Genomic DNA, 22,656 nt, shown 5'->3' on the forward strand with positions numbered 1-22,656 from the left:
TATTAGTTTAATAAGGTTGGAGAAAACCCGTCAAAAAATATTAAATTTTTGACGGGTTTTTTCTGGATTGTCCGATGAACTTGGCTTTAAACGACAGTTTATTTATTGAATATATTTAACTGATCGTAGGCTTTAGTAAAAGTAAGAACCTGATAAAACATTATTTTACCAGCTATTTGCTATTTATACCGCTTGTAACTGCGTTTGGTTTTTTCTAAACTAAGCGGCCTATCTTTCCGTCATTTTGCGAACAATGGCCGTTACTAATTTACGGGGAGCAAAACGGGCAGAGTTGGCAGTTAACCAATTTCGGAAACCGTGAATAGCCACTGTTTTACCCGACATTAGAGCTTTGTACCCATAAGCCGCCACTTCGGCGGAACTCGGCAATTTTTTACCTTTAAATAATTTTGAACCTTCCAGAGCGGCAGCTTGCAGGAATCCGGATTCTGTAGGACCAGGACATAAAGCGGTAACGGTTACCCCGGTTCCCTGTAACTCATTGGCAATTGCTTCCGAAAAAGACAATACATACGCTTTGGTAGCAAAATACACAGCCATTAAAGGCCCTGGCTGAAAAGAAGCCGTTGAAGCAACGTTTAGAATACGACCAGAACGGCGCTTTACCATCTCGCGGGCAAAAACTTTAGTAAGATGGGTAAGACAAGTGATGTTCAGGTTAATCATTCGTTCTTCCTTAGCCCAATCCGTTTCAACAAAAAATCCGAAATCACCAAAACCAGCGTTATTTACCAAATAGTCGATGATGATATTTCTGGATTGCAGCTCAGTAAATATGGTTGGAACCGCCTGGGGATCGCTTAAATCTTGCGCGAGTGCGATAGCCTGAATGCCGTAAGTTGTTTGTAATTCTTTAGCAATCTGGTTTAACCTTGCTTCGCTCCGGGCTACCAATACTAAATTATGTTGGTGCCGGGCAAATTCTTTTGCGAGTTCGTAGCCTATGCCGCCCGATGCTCCGGTAATTAAAGCCGTTTTCATATTATTATTGGTGGTTGGTACTGTATTTAAACAAAAAGTTTCACCCTGTGTTTACCTGTGCTTTCTAAACGATAGAATTCCAATATTAAGTAAAAGATTTAGTAAATTCTCTTTGTAGCGAACTACCGGAAATATATCCAACGGATAAAAAAGTAAACAGAATAAATAATTTTGAAGGACTTTCTATTTACTAAAACTAAACTTATTCTCGCCCAAGTGCTTAATAAGCTTAAAGATCAAACTTAATACCTTGAGCCAACGGTAATTCCTGACTAAAATTAATGGTGTTGGTTTGCCGACGCATGTACACTTTCCAGGCATCTGAACCTGATTCCCTACCTCCACCCGTATCTTTCTCACCACCAAAGGCCCCGCCAATCTCGGCACCAGATGTTCCAATGTTTACGTTAGCAATGCCACAATCAGAGCCCCAAGCTGCTAAAAACGCTTCGGTCTGTTCCAGATTTGTTGAAAAAATAGCAGAAGATAAACCCTGCCGAACGTTGTTTTGAATAGAAATGGCATTTTCTACCGCACCGGAATATTTAATTAAATATAAAATAGGAGCGAAAGTTTCTTCCTGCACGGTTTTAAACGTGTTTTCGGCTTCAATTAAGGCTGGCTTTACGTAAGTACCTGTTTCAAATTCTTGTCCGGTTAAAATTTCACCACCCGTTAATAAAGTACCTCCCTCCTGCTGCACCGCTTTCATTGCCTTCTGAAAACCTTCAACGGCATCTTTGTCAATCAATGGGCCTACTAAAATAGAATCGCTTAAAGGATTGCCGATGGGTAAATTGGGGTAAATTTTCAGTAATCGTTCTTTTACTTCTTCGTAAATCGAATCGTGAATTATTAACCGCCGCGTGGAAGTGCACCGCTGACCGCAAGTACCTACTGCTCCAAAAACTACTGCTCGCAGAGCTATATCCAAGTTGGCGTGTTCGGTTAAAATAATAGCATTATTGCCCCCTAATTCTAACAAAGCGCGACCTAAACGGGCACCTACGGCGGCACCTACTTTTTTACCCATTCGAGTAGAACCGGTAGCAGATATTAAAGGCAAGCGCTCATCCGCTGCCATTAAAGCTCCTATCTCCGCATCACCAATTATTAAATTAAAAACTCCTTCGGGCAGATTGTTTTCTACTAAAACTTCTTTTAAAATATGCTGGCAAGCAATAGCCGTTAACGGGGTTTTCTCCGAGGGTTTCCATACACAAACATCTCCACACACGGCGGCCAGCATGGCATTCCAACTCCAAACGGCTACCGGAAAGTTAAAAGCCGAGATTATTCCTACAATGCCTAAAGAATGATATTGCTCGTACATGCGATGGCCCGGCCGTTCGGAGTGCATGGTAAAACCGTGTAACTGGCGCGATAGTCCCACCGCAAAATCGCAGATATCGATCATTTCCTGTACTTCGCCTAGTCCTTCCTGGTAAATCTTGCCCATTTCATACGATACCAATTTGCCCAATGGTTCTTTGTACTGGCGCAGTTTATTACCGTACTGCCGCACAACATCACCACGCTTAGGCGCGGGTACCTGTCGCCATTGCTCAAAGGCCTGCTGCGCTGCTTTTATTATTGTTTCATAATCATCAGGAGTAGCCAGGTTTACCGAAGCAATTGGCTGCCCATCTACGGGAGAGAAAATCGTTTTGGAGTTTTTATTAGCCGCACCACCCCAGGCTAAACCAGTACTATAAGCTGGGTTGTTATCCTTAATTCCCAAAGCAGTTTTAATTTCTTCTAAAATTAGTTGCTGCGGACTACCATCAATGGCTTGTTTCATAAAGTAGTAGGTTTTACATTATAAGTTATACGTTTTTCCCAGATTGTTTCCGGACAACTTATTTCAAATCAGATATTTTCTAGTTTTTTTTATAAAGTAACTGGCCGACACCAATTTACTAGATCGGATGTGAGAATTGGGTAATAGACTATTGATAATCAACTACATGCTTTCGCAAAATTCTACCATCTCATAGCTTGATACTTGTATCTTTTTACTTAACAAGTTGTAAATACGGGTAGTATTATTGTAACTGCTTTTAAAGAAGGAATTTGCTAAAAATAAAAAAGCCGCTGCTGAGTAGCAACGGCTTTTGTTATTATCTAAATTCTGATTATCTGCGGCCAATTGGGTAGAAAGCCCGGCGACCATCCGGATAAGTACCTTCAACGAGTACTCCCGATTCATCTTCGGCACCTTTTAATAAACGCTCTACATCTTGTGGTTTTTCTACTTTGCTTTTATCAATTCGAGTAATGATAAAGCCATCTACCATACCGGTACTCTTAAACTCGCTGGATTTTACGTTAGTAATTTTAGCACCGCCATCTAAGCCTAACTTCGTCATCTCAGCTTTAGATAAAGGCTCAAATTTAGCGCCGCCATAACTTACTGCTTTGGCCAACTCGCGTTTTACCAAATTAGTATCACCCATCCGGTTACGCAAAGTAACAGTGGTATTTTTGGTGTCATTGTCGCGCAGGTAAGTTACTTTAACTTTATCGCCTGGGCGGTAACGAGCCACTTGCTCCTGTACCGCCGCGCTGGTATTTACGTTTACTCCGTTAATTTGAGTAATAACATCACCTTTCTCTAAACCAGCTTCTTTAGCGGCACTGTTATCGGAGAAGTCGTTAATGTAAATACCATTCAACGTTTTAATTTTTTTATCTTCGGCTAATTTAGCATCTACTTCCCGCATAGAAATGCCCAAGAAAGCCCGCTGTACTTCGCCAAATTTTAGTAAATCATCAATTACTTTACTTACTATGGAAGAAGGAACGGCAAAAGAATAACCGGCAAAAGAACCTGTTTGAGTGGCAATAGCGGTATTAATACCTATTAAATCACCGTTTAAATTAACCAATGCTCCCCCACTGTTACCTGGGTTAACAGCCGCATCCGTCTGAATAAAAGATTCTACGCCTAAGTTATTACCACTGGCATCTACGTTTTGCACAATACCTACATTACGGCCTTTGGCACTGATAATACCGGCCGTAACAGTTGAGTTAAGATTAAGCGGATTCCCTACCGCCAAAACCCACTCGCCTACCCGAACATTATCGGAGTTACCATAACGCACAGTTGGTAATTTATCGGCATTCACTTTTAGTAAAGCTAAATCGGTACTTGGGTCAGCCCCTACTAAAGTTGCCGATAATTCGCGTTTGTCGTCTAATACTACTTTAATTTTATCGGCTTTATCAATTACGTGGTTATTCGTAATAATGTAACCGTTAGAAGCAATAATTACCCCTGAACCAGAGCCCATAGAAGGTCCCTGCCGACGGTGGTAATCCTCGAAACTATCACCAAAGAAATCCCGAAAAAATGGATCAATTTCTTTTCGACGTGAATTTTGAGCTAGTTCCGCCCCATATTCTGTCATTACGTGTACTACTGCTGGAGTTACTGCTTCAGCGGCAGTTACAAAATTTAAACCTTCTGGTACTTTTACTTCGCTATCGCGCATTAAGCTCGAGTACCGAAAATTTCGAGCAGGTTGCTCCTGAGGTGCTTGCACCACGGGCTCATCATCTTCCAGTAGCTTGTAACCACCAATTGCCATGCTTCCGCCCATAACAGCCGAAAGAACCAGGCCAAACATAAACTGTCTTGGTTTCATCACTTTAGTATTAACTATATTTTATTTTCTATTTGAATTCAATCTTAATAATTAAACTTACAACGCGCAAGTAGTAGGCTTATTGTAGTTTATTTTGTACGTAATTTTCTAAAAGAGATCAATTAAATCAATAACAATCTCAAATAAAAAAGGCGCTGATAAAGTGCGCCTTTTTTATTTGAGATTCAAATTAATTATTTAATCTGAATCTGGTGTTTTTTCACTTTCTGCTCATCTTTTGGTACGGTAACATGCAAGATACCGTTCTCAAAATGGGCATCTATTTGGGCTGGATTTACATTATCGGGTAAGAAGAAGGTTCTGCTGAAAGATCCGTATTGGGTTTCGAGCAAATGATATTTTTTATTTTGGCTTTCTTCTTCTTTATTAAACTTACGTTCGCCGGCAATAGTTAATTTACCTTCCTGAAAATCTATGGTAATGTCTTCTTTACTTAAACCAGGTAAAGACACATTAAATTCGTATTGGGTTTCGGTTTCAAAGGCATCTACATGCGGCGTAAAATCGGCCAATTGGCGACGGTTGTTTACGGTTTCGTTAAAAAAACGATCTAACATGGTACTAAAAGTTTGCGGCATTTTATCAGTTAAATAACCGTTATACTTTGTGATGGTCATCGCTTTAATCTCCTATTTTATGTTTAAAGTTTTATTTTGCTGTTGATATATCCTTTATAGTAAATTTTGTACCAAGGGCTAAAAACGAGCAAAAACAGACTTTATGACACTAAATCATAAGCAAAAACATTCCATATATGACAATAAGTCTTTTAAATTTACTAAAATGTTATGAATAAGTATCCTAAAAACCTACGAGCTATTTAATCTTGTTGCACGGGAGCTATTACTCTTGGGAAAGGCTTTTTGCCTTGGTAGAAAGTGTACCGAAACTCCACGCCCCATATAGGAGTAATACTATTCCGGTTTTCACCAAAAGTAACAGTAGTTGATTGATTACTTTCTTTGTTGGGCAGCCTGGTATAATCGGTTTGCTTCGTAAAAAATGGTGTAAATGTGAGATGTGGATTGGGCTGTAAAACAACTTCGCCCCGCAAACGCGTACGGTCAATTACTCTGGCCGAATAAGGTTTACCTGTTTTAAAATCGGTGTATAAAAACACTTCGTAACCGGCGCGTAATCGCAGGGTAAAATTTCTAATTTTGATAGGTTTATCCAGATCCACACGTGGACGCAACCGTCCTATGGATGCCGCATTTGTATATAGCAGGTAATCCACCATAACTCGCTTTATTACTTGCAAGCCAGGCAAAAAACTTAAATGCCGCAGGTATACATCCGTAAAATAAAGCTTCCGGCCAGGTTCAAAACTAAACATTTGAGAACCACCTAAGCCCCAGGTATTGGTTAATGCTTGTTCATAACCTAACCGAAACTGAATGCGCTTAAGCTGATTGTTTAGTACAAAAGAATTTAATCCTTTATAGTCGGAGTTGGTAGTATAGCGGTATTGGTGCCGGAAATAGAAAAAACTGGTAGATTTAAAAACATATTCAGCTTGCAATTCTGGCCATATCTCTGTTGCCACATGTTGTTTGTGCTGAGCATTGGCGGCTGGTAAACTCACCATCAGAAAAAACAGTAAATAATAGCCAGTACTTACCCGTTTTAGCATTGTAACATCCAACCACATTACTCTCTATTTAGTTACTTAAAAGAGAACGACAATTTCGCTAAACGGTTTGCTTTAACTATTTTGTAATTCGCTTAAAGCTAACCAGGCCATTAAACCAATACCAGTTTCCAATGCAGTTTCGTCGATATTAAAAGTAGGTGTATGCACAGATGAGGTAATACCCATTTCCTCGTTGCGGGTGCCCAAGCGGTAAAAACAAGCATCCAATTGTTGGGTATAATAAGCAAAATCTTCGGCGGCCATCCATAAATCCAAATCTACCACATTTTCTTTGCCTAAGTAATTTTCTGCTGCTACTCGCATTTTCTCCGTTAACTGAGGTGAATTTTCCAGATAAGGGTAACCGCGCCGTATCTCGAAATCACAGGAACCACCCATAGCCTCGGCTAATTGTTCCGCCATTTTTTTCATTTTCACGTGCGCCTCTGCCCGCCATTTTTCATCCATGGTCCGGAAGGTTCCTTCTATTTTTACTTCGTTTGGTATAATGTTGGTAGCGCCATTGGCTGTTACTTTACCAAAAGAAAGAACAGTAGGCGTTTTAGGGCTAGCTGCTCTACTAACAATTTGTTGCAGCGCCACAATCATATGTGCCGTAATTAAAACCGGATCTATATTCATTTCGGGCATTGCCCCATGGCCCCCTTTTCCTGTAACGGTAATATACAACTCATCGGCACTGGCCATATACATTCCGGACCGTACGCCCACTTTACCGGCTGGTAACTGCGGAAACACATGCTGACCAAAAATAGCCGTTGGAGCAGGATTTTGCAGCACTCCTTCTTTTATCATGATAGAGGCACCCCCCGGAATTAACTCTTCGCCGGGTTGAAAAATAAGTTTTACTGTACCTTCAAACTGGTCGCGCAGCCCACTTAAAATTCGAGCCGTTCCTAACAACGATGAAGTATGCACATCATGCCCGCAAGCATGCATTACTCCTTCGTTTTTTGATTTATACGGCACCTCATTTTGTTCCGTAATGGGTAAAGCATCCATGTCGCCGCGTAGAGCTACTATTTTTTTATCTGGATTCTTTCCTTTTATCAATGCCGTTACACCCGTTTTGGCAAGTGTAACAGGTTCTAAACCAAAAGATTTTAATTGTTCCGTTACCAATGCGGCTGTTTGGTATTCCTGGAAAGAAAGCTCAGGATTAGCGTGTAAATGCTGACGAATTTTTATTATATCCGGGGCAAATTCACGAGCCAACTTTTTTACGGTATCTTTCAGTTCAGACATTTATTATAGTTTTAAGTTAAAAGTTGAAAGTTATAAGTAACCAATGAGAAATAGCAATTTATAAATAGTAAATACCACTTACCGGTTAACATTAATTTGGTCAGAAATAATCAGAGCATTGGGCGAAATATCTTTTATGCGGGAAAGCACTTGTTGTGCTTCGATTCGGTTCAGGTAATCGCCAATTTTAAGCCGGAACGTAGGCTGACGGTATTGCAGGTAATCACGTTCTTCCGGTATCCGATCAATAATAGCCCGTCGCATTTCCATGGCCGTTTTTCTTTCGGTTCCGGTATAAGCTAAAATTCGATATCCCTGCGCGTACTTAATCGCCTTATTGGCATTAGCTACTGTATCGATTAAAGCTAGCACCCGGTTATTTACATGATGCGTAGGAGTAACACTAACAACTGGCTCCGAAACCGGCTTCGTTTCGTTTGATGTTTCAGTGGGTGGAGCTGGAAACTTTGGTCGGAAAGCACTTAGATCTTCTGCTGCCGCTGTTGTCACTGATTTAGATACTGTACCAGGAGTACGTGCACAGGAAATAAGAACCAAAAAACATAAAACCAGTCCGTTAATTTTGATTTTTTTCATATTTCATTAATTGCACTCCCGCCGAGGTACCAATGCGATCGGCACCAGCCTGAATTAGTTCTTTAGCAAAGGCAATGTCCCGGATACCTCCTGAAGCTTTAATACGCACTTTTTCTGGTAAGTATTGCCGCATTAACTCCACATCTGCCACAGTAGCACCACGACTGGCAAATCCGGTAGAAGTTTTTACAAAATCTGCCTCGGCCTGGGCACACAAGTAACACGCTTGAATAATTTCCTCTTCCGTTAGTAAAGCAGTTTCAATAATTACCTTTAATAATCCGCCGCGTAAATGACAAAGAGTAGCTAATTCACCTACTTCGTTTTCTACATCGGCCAAGCGGTCAGATTTAAAAGCAGCTAAATTAAGCACCATATCAATTTCGGAAGCACCCGCACTTAAAGCTTTATGCGCTTCAAAAAACTTTACCTCCGCGGTTTGATAGCCCAACGGAAAACCTATAACCGTAGCAATATTAACCTGACTATCGACCAACGTGTTAGCAGCTATTTTTACATAGCAGGGTGGCACACAAACTGCGGCAAACTGATACGTAGTAGCTTCGGCACACAACTGCTTAATCATACGCTCATCGGCATCGGGCCGAAGAAGCGTATGATCAATGTAGCTGGCAATATTAAAATCTGATATGTGAGAATTAGTCTTCAATGATTACACAACGGTGGTTGAGCACATCCTGTTCTACGCTTTTGTACTTAACATCGCGTACAATCCGGCCATCATTATACTGTACACTAACTTTATCGTTACGGCCGGCAACTTTGTGCGACCTGGCGGGTACAGCTTTTACAACCGCCTGAGCTTCGGCAGCTTCTTCGGTAGCCGGGCCTTCCAGAACAGAATGAACTTCTTCTTTTTGAATTTTTAAAGCCGGAGCTTTGGGTTGCCGGGGTTGCCGGGCTTCTTGTACTTCTTCGGGTCTCTGTACCGGAATATCGGCTTTAAACAGGAAAGAAACAGTTTCTTCGTTTACCTTACCAATCATCCGCTTAAATAACTCAAACGATTCAAACTTATAAATTAACAACGGGTCTTTCTGCTCGTAAACGGCATTCTGCACCGACTGCTTCAAATCGTCCATTTCGCGTAAATGCTGGGTCCAGGCCTGGTCGATGGTAGCTAAAGTAATGGCTTTCTCCATTTCTTTAATCAACTCCCGGGAATGCGTTTGGTAAGCCTTCTCCAGATTTGCCATTGCCGTAATTTGCTTACGTCCATCGGTAAATGGAACCGCAATGGTTTCAATCATAGACCGGTTCTGGTAAATATCCGTAATAATCGGGAAGGAATGTTCTGCGATGGCTTTATTCTTATCTAAGTAGAAGTTAAGCGCTTCGTTGTACAACCGCTCCGTTAAATCGGTAGCTGATTGGCTTGCTAATTCACTGGCAATAATAGTTGTATCAAAGCCAAATACCCGAATAATATTTAAGCTAAAATCATCAAAATCGCCACTGCCCTTGTGGTTCTGTACCATATCTTCGCTCAGATCATAGATCATGTTCCAGATATCCAGTTCCAAACGCTCGCCATAAAGTGCATTACGACGACGACGGTATACTACTTCGCGCTGCGCGTTCATTACGTCGTCGTACTCCAGCAAACGCTTCCGGATACCAAAGTTATTTTCTTCTACTTTTTTCTGCGCTCTTTCAATAGAGTTAGAAATCATAGAGTGCTGAATAACTTCTCCTTCTTCTAAGCCTAACCGGTCCATGAGTTTAGCAATTCTTTCTGAACCGAATAAACGCATTAAACTATCATCCAAGCTCACAAAAAATTGAGAAGAACCTGGGTCACCTTGCCGGCCAGAACGACCGCGCAACTGACGGTCTACCCGCCGGGATTCGTGACGCTCGGTACCAATAATAGCCAAACCACCAGCATGCTTTGATTCTGGAGTTAATTTAATGTCAGTACCACGACCTGCCATGTTGGTAGCAATAGTTACGGTGCTAGGCTTACCTGCTTCCGCTACAATTTCTGCTTCTTTCTGGTGTAGTTTCGCGTTCAGTACCTGGTGCGGAATTTTCCGGATTTGCAGCATTCGACTTACTAATTCGGAAATTTCTACAGAGGTAGTACCTACCAGTACCGGGCGGCCCGCAGAAGTTAACTCCTGAATCTCTTCGGCTACTGCATTAAATTTTTCGCGTACAGTTTTATAAACTTTATCGTGGCGGTCTTCGCGCACCACCTGTCTGTTAGTAGGAATAGTAACTACATCCAGTTTATAAATTTCCCAGAATTCACCGGCTTCGGTTTCAGCAGTACCGGTCATACCACACAGTTTGTGGTACATCCGGAAGTAATTTTGTAAAGTAACCGTAGCGTAGGTTTGGGTCGCATCTTCTACCCGCACGTTTTCTTTAGCTTCAATTGCCTGGTGTAAACCATCGGAATAACGACGGCCTTCCATTACCCGGCCGGTTTGCTCATCTACAATTTTTACTTTCCGATCTTCCGTAACAATGTATTCTACGTCTTTTTCGAATAAGGTATAAGCTTTTAGTAATTGGTTAATGGTATGAACCCGCTGCGATTTCTCAGCGAAATCATTCATTAACTTTTCTTTGCGGTGCAAACGCTCCTCATCCGAAATAGTCTTATCGTTTTCAATTGAGGCTAACTCGGTACCAATATCCGGCATAATAAAGAAGTTAGGATCTTCTCCCTGGCCGGTAATCATATCAAGCCCTTTTTCGGTTAACTCAATGTTGTTATTTTTTTCGTCGATGGTAAAGTAAAGCGGCTCATCGGCTTGCGGCATTTGGCGGGCATTATCCTGCAAGAAAAAGTTTTCGGTTTTTTGCAAAGCCGCCCGAATACCCGTTTCGCCTAAGAATTTAATTAATGGTTTATTTTTTGGTAAACCCCGGTAGGCCCGGAACAAAGATAAACCACCTTCTTTTTCGTTCCCCTCTTTAAGTAAACGCTTAGATTCTACCAGGAAATTACCTACCACTTTCTTTTGTGCTTCAACCAGCATGGCAATCCGTGGTTTCAGATCATAAAATTCATGTTCATCGCCACGAGGTACCGGTCCCGAAATAATCAAAGGCGTACGAGCATCATCAATTAACACAGAGTCTACTTCGTCCACCATGGCATAGTGGTGTTTGCGTTGTACTAATTCATCAGGATTACGCGCCATGTTATCGCGCAGGTAATCAAACCCAAATTCATTATTAGTGCCATAGGTAATATCCGCCTGGTAAGCCCGGCGACGGTCATCGGTATTAGGCTGGTGTTTGTCAATGCAATCTATGGTTAGACCATGAAACTCGAACAAGGGGGCCATCCATTCGGAGTCGCGTTTAGCCAGGTAGTCGTTTACGGTAACAACGTGTACACCGCGTTTAGCTAAAGCATTCAGGAAGGCCGGCAAGGTAGCTACCAATGTTTTACCTTCACCGGTACCCATTTCAGCAATTTTACCTTGGTGCAATACTATCCCCCCAATTAACTGTACATCGTAGTGAAGCATGTCCCAGGTAATTTCGCTACCAGCAGCCATCCATTTATTAGCCCAAATGGCTTTATCTCCTTCTACACGCACATTAGGTTTGCGGGCAGCCATTGACCGATCCATTTCGGTGGCCGTAACTTCTAACTGGCCATTTTCTTTAAACCGGCGCGCCGTTTCTTTAACAATGGCAAATGCTTGCGGCAGCACCTCCATTAATACTAATTCCAGTTGTTTATTGCGCTCTTTTTCTAAAGAATCAATTTCAGAGAATATATTTTCTTTCTGCATAATGTCCAGTTCGGATTCATTTGCCACCCGTTGGTATAAAGCAGAAATTTTTGCATCCATTTCACTCAGCCGCTCATCAATGATGGATTTTACGGTCTGGGTTCTTTGCCGAAGTTCGTCATCTGTAATGGCAGCTAGTCTGGCATATTCTTCGTTGATTTGTCCCACGTAGGGAGTTACTTCTTTAATATCACGTTCGGATTTGGTGCCGAATATTTTGGCAACTGTTTTTCCAATAAAATCGAACATCGCTTGTCGTTAAAAATTAAAATAGATGTAGGTCAAAATTACAGGGTTTTTCTGAAATATCGGTACAAAGTGAGGTAAAACAATCCGGATTAGCCTCTTACCTGCTACCTATACGACAGAGCCTTGCTTGTTAATAACAAATAATTCGCCTAAATAATTTAGGTACTCAAATTATTATAGATGGTTTTGTATTAGGAATTAGTTTTTTACTTCTTAAATCGAATAAAATTTACTTTTACTCGATTACAACAGCCTTTATCGCTTCTAAGCCATTCATTTTTTGAAAATCTTGTTTTTTTTCACTAAGTTATTACTTATTACTTCTTCTTTATTTAACCTGACTAATCGTCAGGCAACAATCCAATAAACTTAGCTTTTTTGTTATTTTCTTAAATTTGGGAATTCATAAAAAAACCTGTACCGGCAATAATACCAGCACAGGTTAATCTTCAGCAAAGGTAAAATATTACTTCTCTGCTAGTTTAAGTTGTTCGCTTAATAATCCTTCTTTTAACGCATAGGAAGATACCCGAATTTTATTTAGTTCGTAGTTTTCCAATACATGATCAATTAAAACACAAGCCACCACAATCATATCTACGCGCATTTCAATCATACCCGGAATGGCTAAACGCTCCGAGTGTGTTTTCTTCAGAATCTCGTCGTAAATTTCGTAAAAATCAGATAAAGCTAAATCGGATTCGGTACAGGGGTCGCAGGAACGATCCAAACCTTTGCGTTTCACGTCAATATCGCAAAGCGTATCAAAAGTACCAGAAGAGCCAATTAAGGCACAAGGTTTATATTGGGCTATTGCTTCGGTTAAGGGCTGCAGTTGTTCTTCTAAAAACGCCATTTCTGCTTCCACATCAGCCGCTGCGATGGGGTCATTAATAAAAAACTTATCCATTAAGCGTTGAGCGCCAATTTCAAAACTTTGTTTCCAAAAAATAGTATCACCGTCGCAAATAATAAATTCTACACTGCCGCCGCCAATATCGATAATTAAGCTGCGTTCAGAACCTATTTCCAGAGCCGATTTTACACCGTAATAAATTAACTCAGCTTCGCGGTCGCCGGAAATAACTTCTACCTCAATACCCGCTTGCTCGTGAATGGCTGTTGTTAATTTAGTCCCGTTCGCTGCATTCCGAACGGCACTGGTTGCCACTGCTCTTACTTCCGAAACATTGTATTTATCTATTTCAGCTTTAAAGCTACTTATTGTTTGCAGAGCCCTTTCTACAGCATCCGGAGCGATTGCCCCCTGCGTAATTCCATCCTGGCCTAACTTTACTGATTCTTTCAGCTTTACTAAAGTTTCTGGTTCTCCAACCGGGTTAATTTCGGCAATTAATAAATGGAAGGTATTGGTACCCATATCAATAAGGGCAAGGCGGCGGTTTTTCATTTAGTTCCTATTATGTTGTACGAAACGGTGCTAAAGCGGTAAAAGGTTCCCAAAGGCAATTTACGTTGTGCCCTGTCCTGTAAATAAATTTCTCCTACTTCGTGGTGTGCTTTATCGTGATCTGTAAAATTTAAACGGATTAAGTTATCCAGGATTAAACCCGAGAATCCTAAGGAATACAAGTTAATGAGAAATAAATTATCTACAGGGTCTAGTAGTTGCGCGCATAATTTAATTAATTCGTTTAGCTCATCTTCCAGCTGCCATTTTTCGCCATTTGGCCCGCGCCCATAAGCCGGTGGGTCCAGAATTAAGCCTTGGTATTTGTTACCCCTTTTCACTTCTCGGCGCACAAATTTCATGGCATCTTCTACAATCCACCGGATTTGATTTAAGTTGCTGGCCTCCATATTTTCGCGGGCCCAGTAATTTACCTGCTTAACTGAATCCAAGTGCGTTACATCGGCTCCTGCTGCTTTGGCGGCCAGGGAAGCAGCTCCAGTATAAGCAAATAAATTTAATATTTTAGGTGGTTTGGTTTTTAGCTGTTTAGTAGCGTCGTAAATAAATTTCCAGTTGGGGTCCTGCTCCGGAAATAAACCCACGTGTTTAAACGAAGACAAGCCAAGCCGGAAACGTAACTTCATTTGCTGGTATTCATAATTAATAAACCATTGTTCGGCCATTCCTTTACGCAACTGCCATTGTCCTTTTTCGGTGCTCCCTTTTTCCCGTTTAAAAATTGCCTGGGCCAGCCGGCTCCATTCCGAAGGCGGTAAATGTTGGTCCCAAATAGCCTGCGGCTCGGGTCGGGCCAGGAAATAATCACCGAATCGTTCCAGCTTTTCAAAATTACCAGAATCTACCAATTCGTAATCGGGCCAATTGCTTACAGTAAGAAATGAATACATGAATATAATTTAATAAAATGTATAAGTGTTTAGCATAAAACCCTCAATATAATAAGTAATAAGTAATAAATTTTACCCGGATTCTAACTTAGTTTTAATGCTTTTTAGGCATTTATCAATGCAGCTATTTATATTAACTGTAAAAGTAATAATTCTATGTTGCATCTAACTTTATGCTTTACACTTATAAATTTGTTTACTCATTTAGCGTTTAACTTTACTCTAGCTTCTATTTTTTGTTGAAAGCTTAATTTTATTTTTTAGTTTAACCCCTATCATTCCTTAGCAGAAAAGAATAAACTTGCAGTTTCGTATTTAATTAAACCATGAACGTTACTTTTTATAAATACCAAGGCACCGGCAACGATTTTATTATGATTGATAACCGGCATTTATTTTTTGCAGCAGATAACGCCAATTTAATTGCCCAACTTTGCGAGCGCCGCATGGGAATAGGTGCCGACGGATTAATCTTATTACAAAATCGGGAAGGCTATGATTTTGAGATGGTGTACTTTAATGCCGATGGACGACCGGGTTCTATGTGCGGTAACGGTGGCCGCTGCACCGTACAGTTTGCTAAACAATTAGGTATAATCAAGGAAAAAGCTTTTTTCCTGGCGGCTGATGGCGATCATTATGCATCCGTAGATACTGCCGGGCAAATATCTTTAAAAATGAATGATGTACAACAAGTAGAAACGGGTGCGGATTATTATTACTTAAACACCGGCTCCCCGCATTATGTACAGTTTGTAGAGGCCCTGGAACAGTTAAACGTTTTTGCCGAAGGCCGCGACATCCGATACAACAATCGGTTTAAGCAGGAGGGAACGAACGTAAATTTTGCCCAATTACAACCTGAAATGCATTTATTTGTGCGCACTTACGAACGCGGTGTAGAAGATGAAACTTTTTCTTGTGGTACCGGCGTCACGGCTACTGCTTTAGCAGCGAGCTACAAAGGAGCCACCAGTCCGGTTTCGATTCGAACTTTAGGAGGCAATTTACAAGTAGCTTTTGAGGCAACTCCTACCGGCTTTACCAATATTTACTTAATTGGTCCGGCACAGTACGTTTTTACAGGTTTTATTGAGGTGTAATTGTTTTACTATACAGTATGTTTTTACAAAGCGAGCATATTTATTTACGGGCGCTGGAACCAGATGACCTGGAATTTTTATACAGCTTAGAAAATAACCCCGACATCTGGCAGGTAAGCAACACTACTACTCCCTACGCAAAACATGTATTACAACAATATTTAGAACAAGCTGCAGCTGATATCTTTTCTGTCAAACAATTACGGCTTCTCATCCACACGCATCAGCACCAGGCCGTTGGAGCAATCGATTTATTTGATTTTGAACCTCTCCACCAACGAGCAGGGTTAGGAATAGTAATTGCGCCAACCTACCGCCAACAGCACTATGCTACCGAAGCTTTACAGTTACTATTGAAATATTGTCGGGAACACTTATTGTTGCACCAGGTTTTTTGTTCTGTTAGCAGCAAAAATGTGAGCAGCTTACGTTTATTTGAAAAAGCAGAATTTTCGGTAGTTGGCACTCGTCAGCAATGGATTAGAACTGCTGCTGGCTGGCAAGATATTGTCGAATTCCAAAAAATTTTATCAGAATAAGTTTTTTATAAATTAATCAGAATATCGCTTCTATACGCACTTCTAATAGTTAGAACCCTCTTTACTATTTTATAATTTAAACTATTTCCTACCAATATTGTAGACTACTATATTGTAATCAAAATGCAATTTTTTACTGAAAATATTTAAATTTTATTAACTTAGTCATTATTTTCAGCCAAGTTTAATAATATTTACTTTTAGGTAAAACAATAAAAGTTGCATTTTTATAAGTATTAGTTTTATAATCTCTTTATTAAAACTTTGAATTAATACGTATTGATAAGTACGGATTTCCACTTAAAGTAATATCTCTTAAGGTTTATTTTCGATTTATGCAATATCTTTTTAAAAAATATTGCGTATTAGTCCATATATAAGCAAAACCTTATTGCTGCTTAACTTTCGTTGAAAATTTCTTAACAAATTTCAAATTTATTTAAAGTGACTAAATAACCGTACGTAATTTCTATGCTAAAATTTGACCAGAATAGTTCTTTGACCCCTGAAGAGAAAAACATAACAGCTAATCTTAAACCTACTGCAACGAATGAAGTAAAAGCACCTGGGAGTACGACTGAGACCAATCAATTAGAAAGCTTTATTCAAAATATGCCGGATATTGTTTGCTTGTCGCATTTACGATGGGATTTTGTTTACCAGCGGCCACAACATTTACTTTCGCGTTTTGCGAAACACGGACGCTTATTCTTTTTTGAAGAACCTTATTTTTACGATGGTGCTCAACCTCGCTTAGAGGTAAGCCGTCGCGATGCAAACGTACATATTGTGGTAGCGCATTTACCACATGGTTTAACCCCACAGGAATCAGATGCTGCTCAGATTGAATTAGTAAATAAGTTTGTTAAAGAACACCAAATTAGTAAATATATTGCTTGGTATTATACCCCCATGGCTTTAGAAGTGTATGGCCATTTGCAGCCTGCCTTAACTGTTTACGATTGCATGGATGAGTTATCGGCTTTTAAAGGCGCTTCGCCCCGGTTACGCGAACTGGAAGCCGACCTATTCAAGAAAGCTGATTTAGTATTTACTGGTGGGCACAGCATTTACGAATCAAAACGCACGCAACATCCCGAAGTGTATGCCTTCCCGAGCAGTATTGATAAAGCTCATTTTGCCCAGGCTCGCACCGGAATGGGCGAACCCGAAGATCAAAAAAATATTCAACATCCGCGTTTTGGCTTCTATGGCGTGGTAGATGAACGTTTTGATATTGAATTGTTGCGCGAAGTGGCGGCATTGCGCCCGGATTGGCACTGGGTAATTATAGGCCCGGTAGTTAAAATTGATCCTGCTGTGTTACCAAAAGCAGAAAATATTCATTACCTGGGCGGAAAAGATTATAAGGAACTACCCGCTTATTTAAGTTCCTGGGATGTGGCTACCATGCCTTTCGCGATTAATGAATCTACTAAATACATCAGCCCTACAAAAACACCCGAATATTTAGCTGGCGGTAAACCCGTAGTATCTACTCCTATTCGGGATGTAATACGCCCTTATGGCGATCAAAGCCTGGTACATATTGCTGCTACTGCCCAAGAGTTTGTAACTGCCCTGGAAAAAGCACTGGAACAGCGAAACAACGCTGAATGGCTGGCCCAGACAGATTCCTTTTTAGCCAATATCTCCTGGGATCATACCTGGCAGAATATGGTAAACTTAATTCAAATTGCTATAACCGAAAAATCAAAGTAAGCTCCTTACTAAAAACTAACCCAAATAATTGTTAAACTATTAAAAAATAAAAAATATATGTTCGACTATCTTATTGTTGGAGCTGGCTTTGCCGGAAGTGTATTGGCCGAACGCCTAGCTACCCGTTCTAATAAAAAAGTATTAATTATTGATAAAAGATCGCACATTGCCGGAAACGCGTACGATCATTACAACGAAGAAGGTATTTTAGTACATAAATACGGACCACATATTTTTCATACTAATTCAAAAGACGTTTTTGATTATTTATCGCAGTTTACCGAATGGCGGTCTTATGAACACCGTGTTTTAGCCAGTGTGGATGGTCAGTTAGTTCCTATTCCGATTAACCTCGATACTATTAATAAATTATATGGCTTAAACTTAACTTCTTTTGAGTTAGAAGATTGGTTTGAGTCCGTGGCTGAGCAAGTACCCGTTGTGCGTACCTCAGAAGATGTGGTGGTAAGTAAAGTCGGACGCGAATTATACGAAAAATTCTTCCGGAATTATACCCGTAAACAGTGGGGCATGGACCCATCTGAGTTAGATAAATCGGTAACTTCACGCGTACCTACCCGTACCAACCGCGATAACCGGTATTTTACCGATACCTATCAAGCAATGCCTTTAAACGGTTTTACAGCTATGTTCGAGAAAATGCTGGCGCACCCGAACATTAAAGTTATGCTGAATACCGATTACAAAGAAATTATAGATCTGATTCCGTTTAAGGAAATGATTTTTACGGGTCCTGTTGATGAATATTTTGATTACCAGTTTGGTAAATTACCTTACCGTTCTCTGGACTTTAAACACGAAACGCTGAATACAGAAACTTTCTTACCAACAGCGGTAGTAAATTATCCGAACGAGCACGCTTATACCCGGATCACAGAATTTAAATACCTAACCGGTCAAAAGCATACGAAAACCAGCGTAGTTTACGAATATCCACAAGCCGACGGAGATCCGTATTATCCGGTTCCACGGCCTGAAAACGCCGAGTTGTATAATAAATATAAGAAACTTGCTGATCAGACTCCCAATGTACATTTCGTGGGCCGGTTAGCTACTTATAAATATTATAACATGGATCAGGTTGTAGCGCAAGCACTTACGCTTTATAAAAAGCTGACCGAGAAAACCGAAGAAGATAAGACTATTGCAGAAATTGAGAAGATCGTAGTAAAAGGTAAATCTTTGAACGGATCTATTATCAAAATCTCCAGTAAAAATGGCGATCATTGATTTATGGGGCGGAGTTGAATGCAGTTGTAACCGGGTAGGAGAACAGTTCTTCGACCAGTTAAGCAGAAACGGTCATTGGGAGCGCATAAGCGATCTGGACCTATTTGCCTCCTTAGGAATTAAAAAATTGCGTTACCCAGTGCTTTGGGAGCATGTTGCTCCTCAAAGCCTGGACACGCCAGACTGGTCTTGGTCAGATGAAAGATTGCAGCGCTTGCAGCAGTTACAAATCGATCCGATTGTTGGTTTGGTACACCATGGTAGTGGCCCAGTCTACACTGATTTATCTAATGATAATTTTGCCCCTCTCCTAGCTCAATATGCCCGTATGGTAGCCGAACGCTACCCATGGGTAACCTATTACACCCCCGTAAATGAACCCCTTACAACTGCCCGTTTTAGCTGCCTGTATGGTTTTTGGTACCCGCATCAAACTTCTGATAAAGCTTTTGTTCGAGCCTTATTAAACCAGGTAAAAGGTACTAAGCTGGCTATGCAAGCTATTCGAGAGATAAATCCGGCTGCTAAGTTAGTACAAACCGAAGATTTAGGCCAAACGCATAGTACAAAGCTATTAGCTTATCAAGCAGCATTTGAAAACGAACGCCGCTGGTTATCCTTTGATTTATTATGCGGTAAAGTTACGCCTAAGCATAAGCTCTGGAATTACTTAATCCAAAACGGAGTAGAACCTACAGAATTGCTTGAATTTGTAGAAAGCCCTCTCCCACCCGATATTTTCGGGATTAACCATTATATAACCAGTGAGCGGTACTTAGACGAGCATTTATCTATTTTTCCGTTGCATACCCACGGCAGTAATGCCCATCATAAATACGCCGATGTAGAAGCAGTGCGGGTAAAAGGGGTAGAACGAACTGGTATAAAAAACCTTTTGCAAGAAACCTGGCAACGCTATCAAGGTGAAATAGCTATTACTGAGGCACATTTATGCTGTACTCGGGAAGAACAAATGCGTTGGTTTATGGAAGTCTGGGGGGCTGCAACTGAATTAAAGCAGGCTGGGGTAAATATCCGGGCAGTAACTGCCTGGGCTTTGTTAGGCTCTTACGATTGGAATTCGCTCCTGACGCGTAATAATAGTCATTACGAAAATGGCGTATTTGATTTGCGGATGGGAAACAAACCTTGGTCTACGGCCTTAGTGAAGATGCTGAAAAGTTTAAGTAAAACTGGTAAGTATCAACACGATGTATTGCAACACAAAGGCTGGTGGGACCGTGAAGAACGTTATGCGTATTGGCACCGCGATGTTTATATTTCTAAACCCACTCATAAACCCATTCTAGATAAAAAACAAAGGCCATTACTTATTACAGGTGCCACGGGTACGCTTGGCCAGGCTTTTGGTCGTATTTGCCAGGACCGGGGTTTGCATTACCATTTATTAACCCGGGCTGAAATGGATATAGCCAATCCAGAATCTGTAGCTGCCGCAGTAGCCCGTTATAATCCTTGGGCCATTATTAATACGGCTGGTTACGTGCGTGTAGACGAAGCCGAAAAGGAACCCGGAAAATGCTACCGGGAAAATACGAAAGGTCCTATTGTATTAGCCGAGATTTGCAAGGCGGCTAATATTCAGCTTTTAACTTTTTCTTCGGATTTAGTTTTTGATGGCAAAAAAGCAACGCCCTATGTGGAAGAAGACCAACCTAACCCACAAAATGTGTATGGAAATAGTAAATTTTTAGCTGAAAAAGAAGTATTACGCATTTTACCAGAAGCCTTAGTAATTCGGACAAGTGCATTTTTTGGCATTGGGGATCGGGATAACTTTGTTTACTTTGCTTTACAATCCTTCTTACAAGGTAATCCATTTGAGGCCGTAAACGATATAAAGATTACAGCTACTTATATTCCGGACCTAATTCAGAATTCGTTAGATTTACTAATTGATCAGGCTAATGGCATCTGGCATTTAGCTAATTCAGGAACCTTTACCTGGGCAGGACTAGCTCAATCAATAGCAGATATTGCTTTATTGAAAGACGTTCAAATAATAAGTCAACCGGTATCGTCTTTTAGGCTTTCTGCTTACCGGCCGCACAACTCAGTTTTAGGAAGTACTAAATCTTATCTTATGCCATCTGTAGAAAGTGCTTTGCAACGTTGTATTCCGGTAATTATGCAAACAATTGCTCGGGAACGAACTGCATTAGAACAGAATCTATTTCCGGCAGAAGAAAAGCTAAGTGGCTAGTGTAGTATCTCTAGTTTTATTAAATAGTAAATAAAAGGCTGTTCGTACCTCGAATGGCCTTTTATTTTTTGTTTGTGTTAAGCCGAAAGCTAATAACTTTGCTGCACTATTTTCTTCACCTATGCCAATCTGTCAGAGTTAAAACTATATTTTGGTTAAGGATTTAACATAATTAATAGTTTCAATATGTATTCTTACGATCAACTTTACACTTTTACTAAGCAAGTTTTTCAAAGCATTGGCAGTTCGGAGCAAGACGCTGATTTAGCTACCGAAGTATTATTATCCGCCGATTTAAGAGGAATTGATTCGCATGGCATAGCCCGCCTGATTGGATACGTACGACTTTGGGAAACAAATCGGATTAACGCTACTCCTTCCGTTCGGGTTGTGCATGAAACACCCAGTACGGCTGTAGTAGACGGTGATAGTGGCTTAGGCTTGATAGTAGCCCCCCGAGCCATGGACATTGCCATTGAAAAAGCCCGGGTAGCTGGTACTGGATGGGTATCCGTAAAAAATTCAAATCATTTTGGTATTGCTGGTTACCACGCCATGAAAGCACTAGAGAATGATATGATTGGTATTGCCATGACTAATGCTAGTCCGCTAGTAGCACCAACTAATTCCTTAGAGCGTTTATTAGGTACTAACCCCATTGCAGTAGCTATTCCGGCCAATGAACAACCAGCCTTTGTTGCCGATTTTGCTACTACCACGGCGGCTAACGGCAAATTAGAAATTTTACAGCGCAAGAACCAGGAAGCACCCCTTGGCTGGATCCAAGATGCCAAAGGCCATAATTCTACTAACCCTAACGAACTAAAAGCAGGAGGCGCGTTAATGCCTTTAGGTGGAGAAACAGGCAGCCACAAAGGTTATTGCTTAGGTTCTATCGTAGATATATTTTCGGCGGTTTTATCGGGAGCCAATTACGGGCCTTGGGTACCACCTTTTGTAAGCTTTTTGCCTTTACCAACTAATCCAGTAGGCGAAGGTATCGGACATTTTTTTGGCGCTATGCGGATAGACGCTTTCCGGCCAGCCAATGAATTTAAAGCGCACATGGATAACTGGATTACTACTTTTCGGCAATCGAAAGCTAAATCAGAGGAAACACCTGTACTTATTCCGGGTGATCCGGAAAGAATAATGGCAGTTAAGCGTCGGGAAGAAGGAATTCCACTATTAGATCCAGTAATTAAAGATCTGGAATCTCTGGCGCAAAAGTTCTCTTTACAATTTAGTTAATAAAAAAAGCCGTTCTTATTGGTAAGAACGGCTTTCTTATTTATAAA

Annotated in this window: 17 protein-coding genes and 1 pseudogene; 7 read left to right on the forward strand and 11 right to left on the reverse strand. The window is 40.7% G+C overall.

Annotated elements, in window-relative coordinates; translation table 11 throughout:
* Window positions 1-228: 228 nt before the first annotated feature.
* From HUW48_RS20305 to HUW48_RS20355, 11 genes are all read right to left on the reverse strand, one after another.
* Complete coding sequence (locus HUW48_RS20305) at window positions 229-1,002, reverse strand: SDR family NAD(P)-dependent oxidoreductase (RefSeq protein ID WP_182412682.1); 774 nt, start codon at window positions 1,000-1,002, stop codon at window positions 229-231.
* Window positions 1,003-1,231: 229 nt separating this feature from the next.
* Window positions 1,232-2,803, reverse strand: coding sequence for an L-piperidine-6-carboxylate dehydrogenase (gene amaB / locus HUW48_RS20310; protein WP_182412683.1), 1,572 nt, complete (start codon window positions 2,801-2,803; stop codon window positions 1,232-1,234).
* 334 nt (window positions 2,804-3,137) lie between these two features.
* Window positions 3,138-4,652 (reverse strand): Do family serine endopeptidase, encoded by a 1,515-nt coding sequence (locus tag HUW48_RS20315; RefSeq protein WP_182412684.1) that lies wholly within the window; start codon window positions 4,650-4,652, stop codon window positions 3,138-3,140.
* 194 nt (window positions 4,653-4,846) lie between these two features.
* The gene (locus tag HUW48_RS20320; RefSeq protein ID WP_182412685.1) at window positions 4,847-5,290 is read right to left on the reverse strand and encodes an Hsp20/alpha crystallin family protein; all 444 of its coding nucleotides are present in this window, start codon (window positions 5,288-5,290) and stop codon (window positions 4,847-4,849) included.
* Window positions 5,291-5,493: 203 nt separating this feature from the next.
* Window positions 5,494-6,324, reverse strand: coding sequence for a DUF2490 domain-containing protein (locus HUW48_RS20325; protein WP_182412686.1), 831 nt, complete (start codon window positions 6,322-6,324; stop codon window positions 5,494-5,496).
* 54 nt (window positions 6,325-6,378) lie between these two features.
* Window positions 6,379-7,572, reverse strand: a complete 1,194-nt coding sequence (locus HUW48_RS20330) for a M20 metallopeptidase family protein (protein ID WP_182412687.1) — start codon at window positions 7,570-7,572, stop codon at window positions 6,379-6,381.
* 78 nt (window positions 7,573-7,650) lie between these two features.
* Window positions 7,651-8,169 carry a sporulation protein gene (locus HUW48_RS20335; RefSeq protein WP_182412688.1) on the reverse strand — a complete coding sequence of 173 codons (519 nt, stop codon included), beginning with the start codon at window positions 8,167-8,169 and terminating at the stop codon, window positions 7,651-7,653.
* Complete coding sequence (gene deoC, locus HUW48_RS20340) at window positions 8,150-8,839, reverse strand: deoxyribose-phosphate aldolase (RefSeq protein ID WP_246343556.1); 690 nt, start codon at window positions 8,837-8,839, stop codon at window positions 8,150-8,152. Before deoC ends, HUW48_RS20335 begins: the two co-directional genes overlap by 20 nt.
* Window positions 8,829-12,197, reverse strand: a complete 3,369-nt coding sequence (gene secA / locus HUW48_RS20345) for a preprotein translocase subunit SecA (protein WP_182412689.1) — start codon at window positions 12,195-12,197, stop codon at window positions 8,829-8,831. The genes deoC and secA overlap by 11 nt, the downstream gene beginning before the upstream one ends.
* 466 nt (window positions 12,198-12,663) lie before the next feature.
* Window positions 12,664-13,608: a Ppx/GppA phosphatase family protein gene (locus HUW48_RS20350; RefSeq protein WP_182412690.1), complete on the reverse strand. Its 945-nt coding sequence runs from the start codon at window positions 13,606-13,608 to the stop codon at window positions 12,664-12,666.
* Entirely contained in the window at window positions 13,605-14,519 is a 915-nt protein-coding gene (locus HUW48_RS20355; protein ID WP_182412691.1) for a class I SAM-dependent methyltransferase, read from the reverse strand. The genes HUW48_RS20350 and HUW48_RS20355 overlap by 4 nt, the downstream gene beginning before the upstream one ends.
* Before the next feature lie 326 nt (window positions 14,520-14,845).
* On the opposite strand from HUW48_RS20355, the gene dapF reads away from it, so the two are divergent.
* The 7 genes and pseudogenes from dapF to HUW48_RS20385 all read left to right on the forward strand — a co-directional run bounded on the left by dapF (window position 14,846) and on the right by HUW48_RS20385 (window position 22,609).
* A complete protein-coding gene (gene dapF, locus HUW48_RS20360) occupies window positions 14,846-15,622 on the forward strand; it encodes a diaminopimelate epimerase (protein ID WP_182412692.1) in 777 nt (258 codons plus the stop codon).
* Window positions 15,623-15,639: 17 nt separating this feature from the next.
* The gene (locus HUW48_RS20365; protein WP_182412693.1) at window positions 15,640-16,161 is read left to right on the forward strand and encodes a GNAT family N-acetyltransferase; all 522 of its coding nucleotides are present in this window, start codon (window positions 15,640-15,642) and stop codon (window positions 16,159-16,161) included.
* 471 nt (window positions 16,162-16,632) lie between these two features.
* Window positions 16,633-17,883, forward strand: coding sequence for a glycosyltransferase family 1 protein (locus tag HUW48_RS20370; protein WP_182412694.1), 1,251 nt, complete (start codon window positions 16,633-16,635; stop codon window positions 17,881-17,883).
* Between the two features lie 57 nt (window positions 17,884-17,940).
* Entirely contained in the window at window positions 17,941-19,134 is a 1,194-nt protein-coding gene (gene glf / locus HUW48_RS20375; RefSeq protein WP_182412695.1) for a UDP-galactopyranose mutase, read from the forward strand.
* Window positions 19,121-21,220: pseudogene (locus HUW48_RS20380) on the forward strand (family 1 glycosylhydrolase); the annotation flags it as partial. The gene glf and the pseudogene HUW48_RS20380, both read left to right, overlap by 14 nt.
* A gap of 47 nt (window positions 21,221-21,267) precedes the next feature.
* On the forward strand, window positions 21,268-21,363 hold the full coding sequence (locus HUW48_RS27630; protein WP_394368419.1) for a hypothetical protein: 96 nt from the start codon (window positions 21,268-21,270) through the stop codon (window positions 21,361-21,363).
* 181 nt (window positions 21,364-21,544) lie between these two features.
* Window positions 21,545-22,609 carry an Ldh family oxidoreductase gene (locus HUW48_RS20385; protein ID WP_182412697.1) on the forward strand — a complete coding sequence of 355 codons (1,065 nt, stop codon included), beginning with the start codon at window positions 21,545-21,547 and terminating at the stop codon, window positions 22,607-22,609.
* Window positions 22,610-22,656: the final 47 nt, after the last annotated feature.

The sequence above is a fragment of the Adhaeribacter radiodurans genome (genome assembly GCF_014075995.1).
GTDB classification, from domain to species: Bacteria; Bacteroidota; Bacteroidia; order Cytophagales; family Hymenobacteraceae; genus Adhaeribacter; species Adhaeribacter radiodurans.